This is a genomic window from Nitrosopumilus ureiphilus, assembly GCF_013407185.1.
Lineage (GTDB): Archaea > Thermoproteota > Nitrososphaeria > Nitrososphaerales > Nitrosopumilaceae > Nitrosopumilus > Nitrosopumilus ureiphilus.
In genome coordinates this window covers 207630-222014 of sequence record NZ_CP026995.1, presented here as the reverse complement: position 1 = coordinate 222014, position 14385 = coordinate 207630, and the positions used below count along the sequence as shown (strand labels likewise).

Genomic DNA, 14385 nt, shown 5'->3' with positions numbered 1-14385 from the left:
AAAAACCCGTACGCCACACTTTGGCTAAATAAAATTAATCTTAGAAATCTCTTGATGAATTGCTTTGATAGCATTTTTTATGTTGTCATCTGCATCTTCTATAACAATAATAATTCGAGAAGTCTCTTCTTGTGCATCCATATTCAATATATTTAATCCAGCATCACCAATTTTTGCACTTGTCCTTGATGCAACTTGTTGAACTCGCCACATCTCATCTCCTATTAGTGTAATTACACCTCTGTTGTATGTTATTGTTGCAAGAGAATCAAATCCTAACAAATATTTTTCATTTCTCTTAACATAATCTCCATCCAAAAATAAAATTCTAGAGAACTCAATTCCATCTTTTGTGAATGGTGATAAAATTACAAACTCACTGTAACGTTTGTCTTTCTCTAATGATGTTAATAATTTTTGAATAGAGCTAGTTTCAATTCTAAAGATTGCACAATTTTCTTTTCCTGTGACAATTTTGATTGGATGTCCTTTTTGCTCATCTAATGCTCTCTTTATAGTAGTAATTTTTTCAGGATTATTCATATTTGTAATAATTATTGATAGGTCTACGCCATTTTCTACAATTTCTTTTATTGCAATAGGATCTAAAATTTTCATTCCAAACATTCCTGCTAGTCTTGCTTCATTATATGACAATTGGAAAACTTCTCTTAGATCAGATTCTACAATTTTTGGATCTGCGGAAACTACTGCACTGTCTTTTTCAAAATCTATACTTGTTTCATATTTTTTGTGAAATAATATTCCAAGATCTGCTGCCGTCCTATCTGATCCCCCACGCTCATATGTAGTTGTAACATTATCAATGGTTTTCCCAATAAATCCCCCCATAGTAACTACTTCATTTTGATCTACTAATTGTGTAATTTTATCCATATTTTCCCTGGATTTAGATGCGAGAAAATTAGTAGACTCTATGTTATTATCTGTAATTATTGGCCAACCATCAAAATCCACAGAATCAGATTTTATGCCATTACTTTTTAGAATATAGTTCATCACGTGAGACATTAGAATTTCGCCAGAGAATGCCAAAGCCTTTGAGCGAACTTCATCAACGAATTCTTTTGCACTAAATGCTTCATCAAGGGCTTTTTGGGCCTGTTCTAGATTAGAATTAATGGTATTTTTGCAATCTTCCTTGTTTGCAGAATTTACCATTTCAAGAATTTTCTGATAAGTAGATTTTACAATGTCTAGAGACGGACTTTTTCCATCTTCTGCATTTTTTCCTTGCTCTAAAATTACATCAGTTAGTGAACGTTTTTTTCCATTATGTATAGTAAGAGGCGCTGAAAAAACTGCAATAACCTTGGAATCTTTTTTTAAATTATTGATACGCTGAATAATTTTTGGGATTAACGTACCATCAGGACCTATTGCACTTCCTCCAAATTTGGCAACTACTAGTCTAGTCATAGTACCTTATCAAAACTCAGTGGCCTTCTATTAAGCATTTGATTCTCAGATTAATTTTTTAATAATATTTGATGCAGTTTTTGCACCATCCGTACTTACTTGGTTTCTCTTTTCTTCAAGTTTTTCTAAAATTAGCGCATCTAATCTTTTGACATCATCAAAAACAAATCCTTGTTCTCGTGCATTGTCTTCTTGTTCAAAATGACCTTTTATTGGAATGAATATTGCAGGTGTGCCGTATGCATTTGCCTCATCTATTGTTGATTTTCCAGCCAGCGAAATTAACAAATCTGCAGCAAAAATCAGTTCGTGCAAATTATCAACAAACCCCAAATTTGTGACATTTTCAAATTTCCTAGTAACTGCTGGACCAGATACTAGTATGACTTTGATGTCTTGATTAATTTTTGAAATAGATTCTAATGCTTTTTCAATTAGAAATAGTCCTGCATCTGTTCCACCTATGGAAACAACAACTGTTTTTCCTTTAAATGAGAATTTTTCTCGTAATTCATCTCTTGAGTGATTTGTAGTTCTAACAATTGGCCCTACTCTTTTTATATTATCATCATCATCCCCATGTTCAGGAAGAATTACTAGATCACATTTTTTACAAATTTCTTGCATTGACTTGTTCATTTTTCTCTCAATTAATGATGCTAGTCCTTTAGTAAAATGGGTCTCCAAGATATCAGTAATTAGTACTGTTGGGATTTTCATTAGTTGTGCAACAGTCAATGACGCAAAATCTTCATCACTGATTACTAAATTTGGATTATCAGTAGGCAGAATCTTCTCTGAGATACTTTTGCATTCTTTATAATAGTTATAATAATTCCAAAGCCATTTTGCTGAATTCTTTAGAGTTCCATTTTCAACAATAAATGAGGGAGGATTGTATACGTCTTGAACTTTAAAATGCAAATTTTTTAGAATTTTAGCAGCTCCACTTCCTGTTACAAAGTTTGTTGTGATATTTTCAAAATTATTTACAATTGCAATATCTCGAGTCACATGTCCTAATCCAATAGGACTAGAAAAAAAATTACAAACATTCATGAAATTCTTATTTTTTTATCAAATTTCTAGATTCTCCCATGTCTCAAAGTTTAAATGGATTTTAACAAGGTAGGTTTCTGGGCTCATAGTCCAGGTCGGTTATGACGTCGCCCTTACACGGCGAAGATCCGGGGTTCAAATCCCCGTGGGCCCATTTCAATTACGTGTTCATATACCATTGACCCATTATATGGTAGTGGTGGGAGGAGACTGAAATGCCCACAACGCATGATAAGATACTGTAAAAGACAGAAAAACTGACTGAATGCAACAAAAAGATACTCTTAGAGTTTGACTCTTGGCTCCTAAACTATGAGAATAACCCCTTCGAAACGCGACAAACTACCTCAAAGTTCTGGAGCTGTTCTGCAGGTTCTTTGAGGGCAAAAAACTAAAAGATGTCACAGAGGTAGTCGTTCCAGGTGACAATCCACTTTTGGTCCGGATCCTGCTCTCTTTGCTTTTTTCTCTTGTTTAGAAATGAAAAGACATCCTCCGCAACAGGCTGTTCTCGTTTTACCGCTGGCTCTACAACAAGAATGACACACTTGACCGTGACTACTGGAAGAGCTCACCACTGTTTGCAAACATCAAGCAAAAAAAGAACAAGCGCATGACAAGCTTTTCCCCAAACGATGTGTGGAGCCAAGATGAAATCCTCACTGTTGCAAAGCACTGCCCAAAATGCAATCATGTCAACCCGTTGGAATTAAAGTACTGCCAGCAATACAGCTTTGCATTTGATTTTGATACATTGGATGACTTCAAAAAAGGTGAAAAGGATCTAAAGACACAGGTGACGGACATGCAGCATGAACTTGTCTTCATTAGGAATATCTTGATGTCACAAGGACTAGGTAATTTGCTTCCTCATGGCACATCAGAGGATGTGTTACTTTTGGCCAAAGAGTATGGAATTCCAATAGAGCAAAGATAACCCTCCTCATTTGAGATTGTGATCTTTCTCTATTTCTTTCAATTAAAATAAAACATTCTTAATTTAGAATTGGCAATAACTAATGAACATAATTTGGTAGGAAACTCTTAAAAATATACGTACATGTAAGTAACTATTGGCCAAAGTCCGTAAACCAGAGACTCCACGTAAAAAAGTGCAAAAAATATCCAAGCCAAAAAAATTACTTGATTTAAACAAAGAATCTGTTGATAACCTTGTAAAAAATCTCAGAATCAACCAACAACTAGCAAATCTGATAGTAAAAAACAAACCCTACAAGCAACCTGAAGACATTCTAAATATAAAACAAATTGTCGATATTGCAAACGCTGACGATCTGGAAAAGTTGTTAACAAAAAGCAGACACACTGGAATTAAAGCTCCATCAAGCAAGAAAAAACAAGTCTTTGAACATCTATCAGGGGTAACCTATGGTTTCTCTAAAGAAAAAGAAATGATACGAGTTTTTATTTCTCACCCTACAGGCAGAGAACTAATTTCTGTCAATCTAAGGGAAAAAACAAATGAAATTGATTACTCGTCTCTTTTTCTTCTGTCTTATGATTTGTCATCTCTTTATTCTTTGAGTCAAAAACAAGCAGCTAAAGACAATATCTTATTTCATGACGCAGGATCTGCGACCGCAGCACTATTGTGGAAACATAAACTTGATTCTAAGCTCAGCTCTGGCATTGCAAACTCTGTATCCAAACTATCTCAATTGCTTCTTAACTTACAGGAATGCACATCACCTCTTAGATCAGACCAATCAGAAGAATGTGAGGTAAACGGCTGTACAGGAGTTCCTGATTTTGATATTGAAGAGTGTTGTAATGAACATGATAGATGTTACTGGAGGGGTGGAACTGAAGAAGATAGAAAAAATTGCGATTTGCAATTTTACAACTGCATCAAAAACAAGGGCGGAATATTTCATGGCATCTTAGCTTGGATTTACTATGTTGGCGTTAGGGTACTTGGAAAATCTCATTTCAACTATCACATAGAAGCCAAACCACAAGAAGGCACTGTAGATATTCCCGGAGGGGAAGAAAGCAGTCTGTGCTGTGAAGTCGAAGTAAGATTGACTGCAGTTACCTATCAAGGAGATAATGTTGGTAACGACTGGAAGTACAAGATCAAAGTAGATGGTGGTGTGCAGAAAAATATTTCTGAGCATATCTTGGATCACAATAATTTTGAATCCCGAAATGATTTGTTGCTAAAGAAAAAATATGGAAAGTGTGGAGACAAGTTGGTCTTATCTTTTTGGGTTAATGCAATTGAAGTTGATGCCGGTCCTAATGATTCAGGCGTAAAGAGAGCCAAAGTAGAGGTGAAATGTGTTGATGGGAGACAAACATCTACATCTGTTACAGTAAATGTTTCTGAATGGCTTGAAGGTACGGCAAACCTGATCTTTGACTTTACAATAACTACAAAATGTGTAAAATGCTGAAATGACTCTGGCATAAAAAATCAGAGTTTTGAACCAATTAGACAATTCTCCTCATCAGATGTGATTATTTTTTAATTATTGTTGCATTATTAGGATCCAAATCAACCCAGACTACATCATATCCTAATTTAGATAACAAATCAGCATGACATGAATCAGGGATGTTATGTGATTTCATAACCGTACATGCCTGAACAAATTTAGAGATACCGTCAAGAGAGATGTTGACAATATTCGTTTTTTCTTTTGAAATCAGATACGAACCAATTTCAACATACACATCAGGAAAATCAGTATGGATAATCTTTAATGCTGCGGTTTCCGGAATGGCATATTCCTGAGCAATTTTGGTTATGGAGATCAGGTCCAAATTATTTACATCTAATTTGATTTGAGTGTCATCAATTTTTTCTCTTGTGATTTCAGCATCAATTTTCTTTAAATGTTCTAAGATTGGTTTTATTGAAACGTCTTTTTTAAAAGTAAAAACTCGATCTTTGGAAATTGTCTCTATTTGAGAGCATGCTAATTCAGAATTTACCGCAACCAACAAGTCAATGTTTTTGTTGTTTGTATTTTTCTTGTGGTTGTCGTCAAATATGACTTGAAGCTTGGCTGCTTTTCTTTCAAGATACTCTTTTGTCCAAAAACCTACAATTTCCAAATATACTTTTCGTCCAAACCTTTCAAATAAAAAATCAGGGATCATGGCTTTGCCATCTGCAATTAAAGGGTCTGGTTCTCTAGAGATTTTCCATCCAAACTTGTCATGTTGATCAAAGTGTTGATGAAATCTCTTTGCAAATGCTGCTTCTGTTGAACTGTCATAAACATAGTCATCATTTCGCGCATCATCATTATTTTGATATGCTGTGTCTATTGTTGAACGGAGAAACTCTTTGGTATTGTCATTTGATAATTCAAATGAGTAAATTTTTTGGCCATCATCTGTCCTTTTTACAATGGAGCCATTAATTTTCCAAGTTGGCGTGCCTACAATTGATGGCAACAATTTGGCCATTGATATGCCGTATCTGTCAGTCATTTTAAAGAGGCTAAGTGGCCCTTCCAAGACACATTTTATGGAATCAACATCGTTGCCATCTTCTGAATCATATTCTAAATTATACATCAAGCCATATCTTTTGACGTTGCGTAAAACTTGTTTCCAATAAAGTCCACCTTTTACATAAAATTCTAATCGAGTACATTTGAAAAGCAGTGTTTGAAATAATGAAAGGTTATACCACAAAATCAGATCTTTGGGGCTAATGATATCAAATTGTGTTAACACAAGATTCTCATCTTTGTCACTCCACATTATGGTTTCAACATCATCTGGTGAAATATGCATCTGATTTGCAATTTGTTGGATGATGTCTTGTCTTTGTGAATCAGACAAAGCTAAACCTTGTTTTGAGGATTCCTCAAACAATTTCTGTCTTATAAACATCGGAGTCGCAATAGAAGAGGAATTCAATCTTCCAAAAACAGAGCGTCTCTCCAACAATGCAAAAAATCCCCGTACTAGTTTGTAATCATATTCTGATTCAAGTAGTCCAATTTTTTGCAGTAAATCTCCTTTGCATTGTCTATCTTTGTGTGCATTTGTAAAAAGTACAATGAGTTTGTTGGCAAGTTCGTAATCAGTACCGTTGCCAAAGTCAGCAGTACAAAATAAAGGCATTATCTTACCTCGACTAATTCTGGTACGCAAAAGTTCAGATGAAAGCATTAAGACATTACCTCAATGGTTTTTGTTAGTTTGTCATACATCATATCAACTCCCATATGATGATGAATCTACATTCATAGAAGAATTTTTTTTCAGTGCAGTTATTCTTTTTGCACTGGTGTTTGTCTCTCGCGTATGTTTTGAAACCAATTCGACCAGTCTTGCCTTTCTGCCATCCTGTTTTGGTCTCAGAATTCTTCCTAATCTTTGTATCAGCTCTCGTCCGCTACCCGTACCGCTCATAATTATGCCTAATTCTGCATCAGGAACGTCTACTCCTTCATCTAATACTCTAGAGGTTACAACTGCATTATACCTGCCAGATTTGAATCCCTCTAAAACGTCTCGTCTTTCTTCTTTAATTGTCTTGTAAGTGATATGGGGAATCAAGAATTGGTTTGAGAGATCATAGACCATCTTGTTGTTCTGTGTAAAAATTATCGTCTTTGTGTTTTTATTTTGTTGTAAAATTTTTTGTAATTCGCTTATCTTTGCTTTACTGTTTAGTGCAATCTCATTTGCTTTGTTTCTTGCAAGCATTGCCTCCCTCGCAATTTTGTTTTTGTTTGACATCATGATTAATCGCTTAAGATTATACATTGATGGTACTTGGAATCCCAATTGTCTAAGATTTGTTAAGAATTTTGTATGGTTAGTTTCATATTCTTTTTGTTCTTCTGTAGTAAGATTGACTTGTATTCTATCAACAGTATATTCTGCAAGATGTTTTTGATGTGATAGTTCTTGCGAACCAAGACGAAACACAATCCCACCAGTAAGATACGGAATTAACTCATGTAATTCATCTTCTCTTTCTATTGTTGCAGTCAAACCTAATCTATATGGTGCAATGAACTGTTCTGCAATAGAACGATATCCAGGTGCAGGAAGGTGATGCACCTCATCAAAGATGATCAATTTGAACTGATTTCCTATGGAGGATGCTCTAAGATAGGCAGAATCATACGTTGCCACGGTAACTGCTTGGAGGTCATCTTTTCCACCACCTAATTTACCAACAGAGATATTTTGTTGATTTTGGTTATTGGTTGTAAGATATTTGGAAATACTATTTGACCATTGTTCCATTAAATCAATTGTCGGAACTACAACAAGCGTAGATGCGTTTACTTTTTGTATTGCCTTAATTCCTATGGCAGTTTTTCCTGCACCTGTAGGTAAGACAACGCATCCCCTCATCGATGAATTTTCCCAATTTTGTATGGCCTGTTGTTGATAATCTCGTAACTCCAAATCCCTCATTTGAAATACAGGAGAGGGTATGAAATCAGATACATGATCAACAAAATCCAAATCGCTTTTTTTCAAATACTCGATAATTTCTGAATAGTTAAGGGCATAGGATCTTAGAATCTTAGTTCTATCATCATATTTTGTGCCTGGAATTTGTATCAGTTCGCTTCCTTCAATACGAATAGTACCCTTATCAAAGAACAGTTTAGGATTTGGGGATGATGTAGATGACAAGTACACTTACTTGTCAATATCACTATAATCATTTTTTGATCGTTGATCACACAGTGCCAGTTAATGGAAAATTATCTCAAGATAGGGCATTAAAATATTAATTCAATATCATAACAAAATTTGGAGATTTGAACCAAAGTGGTAATTCCCCTTCAGAGAATTTATGTTCAAATCTTGGCAGATTTGCTGTCTCAGAAGGAATGATGTAAGAGATAGTTCCCTTGAAGTATGATTGATGTTAGAAGTTGATGTGAAGAAATAGTTTGTAAGATCAAGTTGTTTACCTAAGATCTCTTACACATCACAAACTCTCAAGTGAAAGTGTGACCATTTCTACACACAATTATGTATCTAGTTGGATCTTCTATTGTAAATGGATAATCATCTAAGATGAAATCTGGTGGCAAAATTGGAGAACTAGACAAATGTGAATAAGTCTGCAAATTTGAACTTGCAAAAACTTTATTGAAATTTTATTTTTCACGCCTATCTGCGTATATTTTTTCCTAAAGATGGATGATCTTGATTTTAACGATCTATTTCAAAGTCGTATAATTTGATGTACTTTCATTTATAATGTAATGTATATTTTTTAAAATGTCTAAAATGTTCACAATGACTTTGACATATTAATTGCTTAAAAAATGATGTAAAATGAAAATTGCAGAAAAAATATCTTTATTGATCTTATTTTTTTCTGTAGTTATAATTTCATCAGGTATTATTTCACTTTCTTATTTGCATAACATATCATTACCACTTGAAAATGAAATTCCCATGGCACTAACTGGATTATCTGATTCTTCACATTTGCTATCTCATGCATATTTGATAGAATACTATGATGAAGTTCTTACACAATCTGCTAGAAATTATGCATTTACACAGAATATAATGTGGAAGGAACGATATTATGAAAACGAGCCAAAACTAAACTTTGAAATCACTAGTGCACTGGAAGATGGAACTGATAAAACAAACAATATTTTTTCTCAGATTAATGATGCTAATATTCGTCTAGTGGAATTAGAACATATCTCATTGAATTTAGTGGATGATGACAAAAGTGAGGAGGCAATCATAGTTCTTGAAAGTACGGAATACTGGAATCTAAAACAAAAATATCAAAAAGGATTGATTGAATTTAGAGAATTAACAAATACTCAATATTCTGATGCAACAGAAACCTCGCTTATCACACTAGAATCAGTAACATTAATGACTTCAAAACAAACACAAACAGCTTTTCAATCAACCATTATACTGATATTTATTTTTCTAATAGTGACTACTTCATTTAGTTATTTTTCATTAAAATCCACTACCTTATCAATTACTGAACTTAGAAACAATGTAAATAAAATAACCACAAAAAATTTGGACATAAATCTTGAACCTTCTGGTGATGATGAGATTAAAGATCTTGCAAAAGACATCAAAATTATGTATGATGAATTAATAGCTAATGAAAAAAAATTACTAAAAAATGAACGTTCAGTTGCTATTGGAGAACTGTCTGCAAGACTAGCTCATGATTTGCGTAATCCTCTCAGTGTTTTAAAAACAAGTCTAGAAAATATCAAATTGGCATATGGTGAGAAAAATAATTTAGTACAAAGTTATAAGAGAATGGATAATGCGATTGAACGAATGACACATCAGCTTGAAGAAGTAATGGATTTTGTCAGAGAAAAACCAATTACATTGACAAGTAATAGTTTGTTTGATATTTTAGATTCTTCAATTAATGCTCTAAATGTTCCAGAATCTGTTAAAATAACATATCCAAAAGACGATTTAACAATAAACTGTGATCCGCATTTAATGTCAACTGTTTTTTTAAATATCATTCTCAATGGAATTCAAGCCATAGATGAAAAAGGCCAAATTGATATATCCGCTTCACAGGATGATGACTCATTAAAGATTATTTTTACTAATTCAGGTTCTCCAATCCCACCTGAAATTCTCTCTAAAATCTTTGACCCATTATTTACCACAAAACAAAAAGGAACAGGATTAGGTTTGGCAAGCTGTAAAACAATTGTTGAAAGTCATGGTGGTTCAATACGTGTAAATAATAATCCTACAAGTTTTAAGATAATACTTCCTAAACCAACAAAAATTATTTAGAAACACAAAACTTGAACGCGGAAAATGGTTTGACCCCCAACCCCGTGGACCCATATGAACTTCTTATTTTATTATTTGTGGTTTAAGTCTTATCGAATACTAAATTGGAATATGTTTAGAAACAAGTTGTTCTGCAGGTTTCTAGAATATCATTAATTCCGATATGAATTGTAAAAACATTATTTTAGTCAATATCGTCATATTTCTCATGGATGAATCTAAAAAATACCAAATATGCCGTGAATTAGTAGAGGTTGCAGTAGAGCATGCCCTAATAATAATGGGTCATCCAGAATTTCAAAAAGTTACCGCCATATTAGGAGAGCATGGGATTACGACGGCAGATTCTCTAGATCATCCAGATATTCTTAAAAGAGTATTGTGTGATTTATTTGGTAATGCCTATAAGGATATCATAGATACAATATATTCAGTCATAGAGAATGAAAAGGACGAAAAAATTATCAAAGATTTTCTCTATGTAATGGAAAATTAATTCATGAAAACAACATATGAGAAACAAAATTGGCAAATATTTCTTGTAGCGTCTCTAGCCATAGTAATTGTCATATACTTAATTGCAAATATAGTTGACCAAGAAGACTATCCTCTGACAGAGAATTGGTATCCTACAGATCTTGGATTTATTATTACACCAAGCATTGTTATTGTTCTTGGTATTACTCTCAATCTAAAATACAAGTTGAAAGGTAATCATGGTAAGGCATGGCTCCTTTTTACTTTAGCTATAATTAGTTGGTTTATTGGTGAGTTAACATATAGTTATGATTATGAATACAGCATTGATGACATCTCTACATTAACAAGTGATATTTTTTACATTATTGGATATCCGTTATTTTTTGTATTTGCCCTATTCTATCTTAGGTCCAGAAAAAATATGATTACAAAGAAAATGATTGTTTTAGCTTCATTGATTTCCTTTGTCTTGATATTGCCTAGCGTATACATCTCATTAGATGTTGATGAAGAGATTGATGGATTAACAATGGTTCTTTATGGAATTTATCCAGTTTTAGATGGAATAATTTTAGCGCCATCACTTGTTGCAGTCTTTTTATTTTTTGGTGGAAAGGTAAATCTGCTTTGGTCGATGATTCTAATTGCCAGTATTTTAGATATTACTGCAGACACAGTTTATCTATTTACATCACTTGAGGATACTTATGATCCTAGTCACCTAGTTAACATTTTGTGGATATGGCCATACATTCTCTACGCATTTGGAGAGTACAGTCACATCAAACTATTCAAAAATACTTCCTAGATTAGCTAAATTCTATGCATGGTTGAAACTTTTCTAGAGACAGAAAGATCTACTTGTCTGGTAGATTTCGAATAACTGCGTCCATTTTCATCCCCAAAATGGAGGGAGTCCCAGTGGGCCCATTTTAATTCCTAAAATCATCAGCACCACATTATCAAATTTAGTAGAATCATTCTCAAAATTCCAGCTAAACCTAATATGTATAATGATATGAAAATCACATATTTGAATTGGAAAAAGAGTAGGATTGATTATTAGAAACAACATATGAATTAAGTGCTCATGATTTATCTCACTCAGAAAATTAAGACCTTGCTAAAAGCCAAAAATTGCTAAAATAATATCGCCAAAAAGAATTTGAATTACAAATCCAACAGTTATGAACAAAATTAATGGCACCCCTGGAGTAACCCATGTTTTAGGCGAATTGCAAAATGGTTCTGTATCTGCATGATGAAGTGAGAAATCAAATTTTTTGTGACTTCCTTCCATTCTCTCAATTGAGAAGCTAAATTTTGGGTTTTTTGATCTAAATCCAAAAAACATTGCAATCATCTTTCTGAATTTGGATTCCTTAAAACCGTAAAAAATATTTTCATGACTAAGCATTGCAAAAACATTTCTTACTAGATTTATTGGTACCAACAAAGTCATAAAAAGTACTGCATTTGAAAAGGTTGTAAAAGGAGTAACAACATTGGTGTCCAATGTAGCAAGAGGGGCAAGTCCAGCCAGCACAATTAAGGAGAGAGCATCGGCACCTCCAAAAAAGCCAAATCGCCATATCAACAAAACAAACGGAGCTAGAATCATCGAAAATGCAATTAGCGTTAAACTTTCAATCATGTCGTCTTCAAAAAAAATCATAACAACTGCAACTACACCAAATACAATCCAGAGCATATCTGGAACCTCTCTATTTTTTATGTCAATAATGGATGCCACAGCAAGCATGAACACAGAAAAGAGAATTCGTAAAGTTGAAATTTCTAAACTCTCAAACACAATGCTGATAAAGTATTTCTGCAGAAATATACTTATGGTCGCAAAAATGTATCATGTATCTTCATTATGGCTTTGAATTCGACAACCATCAATAGCAAAAACAGATATTCCGCCTACAACAACAAGGATTTCAATATTATCAAAAATCTAGTTTTCATTTTTTATCAAATATAGCCAGATGCAGCTCCGATTGCATACCAATTATGATCTCTATGAGTCAAACGGTATTTTTTCTTGTGTGTCTTTGCGACATACCTTTCAAGTCTTATTTACTCTGTAAATTCTATGTTACGCAGTTTACAAGGAAATTTTTTGGATAACAAAATAAATTGGCAATTTCAGAGTCATGTGTAACGCCAAAAATTGCTATAAAGTTAACAGGAAGAACAATCTGGATGTATCAGATTGTTTCTTTTGCTTATCCTAATCTGACATACTCCACTAGCTAAAGCATAATGGGTTCTGCTTTTCATTCGGTTCCGTCCTCATCTGTTGCCATCAGAGCGGGTTTTGCAGGGATCAGCGGTTGCCGAGTTTTATGGTCACAGTCGTCTGCTGCGTTGCCATTCTGGGGGTATCAGTGCTCTCTTTGTACACATCTCTTTCTGCATGCAATCGAGATACACCATGTGGCTCAACATGATACGACGACATGTCAAATGCCGGTGTTCTCAACCTCTCTTTGGAGGATTTCAAGAGGTCCAGAGTGTTCAAGCAATTCCCTAAAGACCGAATCGGTGCGACGTAGGGGATCTCCATACCGGACATTATTGGCAGTTGTATGGTTTTGATAGATTTAACAATATTGTTGTGCTTTGCTTTATGTTGTGGTGTGCTTGCTTTCATCCTGACTCTAAAGAGTTAGGACTTTCCCGCTCGCATTTGTAAAAAATTAGAACCTATGATGGAGAACTATCATATTTTTTGATTAACGCCAAATTAGAAAAGAATTAATTTTGTAGTGCAATAATTAGAAAATCTATCAAGTTAAATAAATTCTAACGAAATGTAGCAACGATCATAGTAGTGAAACCTATGGTAACTATAGATAACAATGCAAAAACCCAATTTTGTGCAATTGAACAATACTGTGTGCCATCCGCAGGGAATTGAGCATAGAAATTATCTGATTTACCACATTCCATATACACATTCATTATGATTAAATCCTGATAACTGGGATAATCTTCTCCTCTGAAAGAAGGTATCACATAGTTTTCTTCTTGAAAGTCTTGGAACACAGGAAAAAATGAAAAAACAACCGAAGACATAAGGATAGTTGCACCTAAAATCCAAAGTTTAGTTTTCATTTAATTTATTGTAATTTCAATCAATTTGAATCTTTTTTGATTCTTCTAATTAAGGTACGCGAAAAAAGAATGGTACTTGTTACCATCATATTCTAAAAATGCATCATCTTCAACTGCGGTAATTCTTGGATCACTGCTGCTTCTAGAAGTTCTATCATCATGATATGCATCTGCCCAATGAACACCTACTATTACAATAACAATTAAGGCAATTAACAAAGAATTATTTTTCATCGTTCAGCAAAACAAGCATCAGGCAGTTCATAAAGTATTCTAGTCTTTTGTTTCAATATACTCAAAGCGTTCACCACAGAAAGGACAAAAATGAATTGGATAGTAAACTACGTCATCGTGTGATACTGCATCTGCTCAACAAAACTTTCCGGATTTTTTGTCCCACAGTGGCAACTCTGAATTCAATATGCGTAATCTATAACAACAAAAATCAAGATCTTCGTTTATTTTGTATTCCTCAAATGTGGCAAACTCATAACTGCTTGTTTGCTTTAG

At 33.9% G+C, this 14385-nt stretch carries 12 protein-coding genes and 1 tRNA gene; 6 read left to right on the top strand and 7 right to left on the bottom strand.

The features are described from left to right. Window positions 1–24: 24 nt before the first annotated feature. On the bottom strand, window positions 25–1440 hold the full coding sequence (locus tag C5F50_RS01230) for an amino acid kinase family protein (RefSeq protein ID WP_179371918.1): 1416 nt from the start codon (window positions 1438–1440) through the stop codon (window positions 25–27). Between the two features lie 45 nt (window positions 1441–1485). Continuing rightward, window positions 1486–2499, bottom strand: coding sequence for a glycosyltransferase (locus C5F50_RS01225; protein WP_179371917.1), 1014 nt, complete (start codon window positions 2497–2499; stop codon window positions 1486–1488). Between the two features lie 79 nt (window positions 2500–2578). On the opposite strand from C5F50_RS01225, the gene C5F50_RS01220 reads away from it, so the two are divergent. From C5F50_RS01220 to C5F50_RS01210, 3 genes are all read left to right on the top strand, one after another. Beyond that, window positions 2579–2653: transfer RNA gene (locus C5F50_RS01220), tRNA-Val, on the top strand. A 459-nt stretch (window positions 2654–3112) separates the two neighbouring features. Continuing rightward, window positions 3113–3436, top strand: a complete 324-nt coding sequence (locus C5F50_RS01215; RefSeq protein ID WP_179371916.1) for a hypothetical protein — start codon at window positions 3113–3115, stop codon at window positions 3434–3436. Between the two features lie 136 nt (window positions 3437–3572). Further along, complete coding sequence (locus C5F50_RS01210) at window positions 3573–4916, top strand: phospholipase A2 family protein (protein ID WP_179371915.1); 1344 nt, start codon at window positions 3573–3575, stop codon at window positions 4914–4916. Between the two features lie 64 nt (window positions 4917–4980). Here C5F50_RS01210 and C5F50_RS01205 read toward each other — a convergent pair whose 3' ends face one another. Both C5F50_RS01205 and C5F50_RS01200 read right to left on the bottom strand, forming a co-directional pair. Beyond that, window positions 4981–6651 (bottom strand): DUF790 family protein, encoded by a 1671-nt coding sequence (locus C5F50_RS01205; RefSeq protein ID WP_179371914.1) that lies wholly within the window; start codon window positions 6649–6651, stop codon window positions 4981–4983. A gap of 45 nt (window positions 6652–6696) precedes the next feature. Then, window positions 6697–8139, bottom strand: a complete 1443-nt coding sequence (locus C5F50_RS01200; RefSeq protein ID WP_179371913.1) for a DEAD/DEAH box helicase — start codon at window positions 8137–8139, stop codon at window positions 6697–6699. Window positions 8140–8793: 654 nt separating this feature from the next. On the opposite strand from C5F50_RS01200, the gene C5F50_RS01195 reads away from it, so the two are divergent. The 3 genes from C5F50_RS01195 (at window position 8794) to C5F50_RS01185 (ending at window position 11560) form a co-directional block, all read left to right on the top strand. Then, on the top strand, window positions 8794–10272 hold the full coding sequence (locus C5F50_RS01195) for an ATP-binding protein (RefSeq protein ID WP_179371912.1): 1479 nt from the start codon (window positions 8794–8796) through the stop codon (window positions 10270–10272). Window positions 10273–10480: 208 nt separating this feature from the next. Further along, entirely contained in the window at window positions 10481–10768 is a 288-nt protein-coding gene (locus C5F50_RS01190) for a hypothetical protein (RefSeq protein WP_179371911.1), read from the top strand. Window positions 10769–10771: 3 nt separating this feature from the next. Next, window positions 10772–11560 carry a hypothetical protein gene (locus C5F50_RS01185; RefSeq protein WP_179371910.1) on the top strand — a complete coding sequence of 263 codons (789 nt, stop codon included), beginning with the start codon at window positions 10772–10774 and terminating at the stop codon, window positions 11558–11560. Between the two features lie 315 nt (window positions 11561–11875). On the opposite strand, the gene C5F50_RS01180 is transcribed toward C5F50_RS01185, so the two are convergent. From C5F50_RS01180 to C5F50_RS01170, 3 genes are all read right to left on the bottom strand, one after another. Then, window positions 11876–12565, bottom strand: coding sequence for an A24 family peptidase (locus C5F50_RS01180; RefSeq protein ID WP_246282094.1), 690 nt, complete (start codon window positions 12563–12565; stop codon window positions 11876–11878). A gap of 998 nt (window positions 12566–13563) precedes the next feature. Further along, window positions 13564–13875 carry a hypothetical protein gene (locus C5F50_RS01175; RefSeq protein WP_179371909.1) on the bottom strand — a complete coding sequence of 104 codons (312 nt, stop codon included), beginning with the start codon at window positions 13873–13875 and terminating at the stop codon, window positions 13564–13566. Window positions 13876–13920: 45 nt separating this feature from the next. Then, window positions 13921–14109: a hypothetical protein gene (locus C5F50_RS01170; protein WP_179371908.1), complete on the bottom strand. Its 189-nt coding sequence runs from the start codon at window positions 14107–14109 to the stop codon at window positions 13921–13923. Window positions 14110–14385: the final 276 nt, after the last annotated feature.

What these genes read in the sequence shown, in the direction of transcription:
- C5F50_RS01195 (WP_179371912.1), top strand. Translation starts at nt 8,794, where the DNA reads ATGAAAATTGCAGAAAAAATATCTTTATTGATCTTATTTTTTTCTGTA.
- C5F50_RS01170 (WP_179371908.1), bottom strand. Translation starts at nt 14,109, where the DNA reads ATGAAAAATAATTCTTTGTTAATTGCCTTAATTGTTATTGTAATAGTA.
- C5F50_RS01185 (WP_179371910.1), top strand. Translation starts at nt 10,772, where the DNA reads ATGAAAACAACATATGAGAAACAAAATTGGCAAATATTTCTTGTAGCG.
- C5F50_RS01190 (WP_179371911.1), top strand. Translation starts at nt 10,481, where the DNA reads ATGGATGAATCTAAAAAATACCAAATATGCCGTGAATTAGTAGAGGTT.
- C5F50_RS01230 (WP_179371918.1), bottom strand. Translation starts at nt 1,440, where the DNA reads ATGACTAGACTAGTAGTTGCCAAATTTGGAGGAAGTGCAATAGGTCCT.
- C5F50_RS01175 (WP_179371909.1), bottom strand. Translation starts at nt 13,875, where the DNA reads ATGAAAACTAAACTTTGGATTTTAGGTGCAACTATCCTTATGTCTTCG.
- C5F50_RS01225 (WP_179371917.1), bottom strand. Translation starts at nt 2,499, where the DNA reads ATGAATGTTTGTAATTTTTTTTCTAGTCCTATTGGATTAGGACATGTG.
- C5F50_RS01205 (WP_179371914.1), bottom strand. Translation starts at nt 6,651, where the DNA reads ATGCTTTCATCTGAACTTTTGCGTACCAGAATTAGTCGAGGTAAGATA.
- C5F50_RS01215 (WP_179371916.1), top strand. Translation starts at nt 3,113, where the DNA reads ATGACAAGCTTTTCCCCAAACGATGTGTGGAGCCAAGATGAAATCCTC.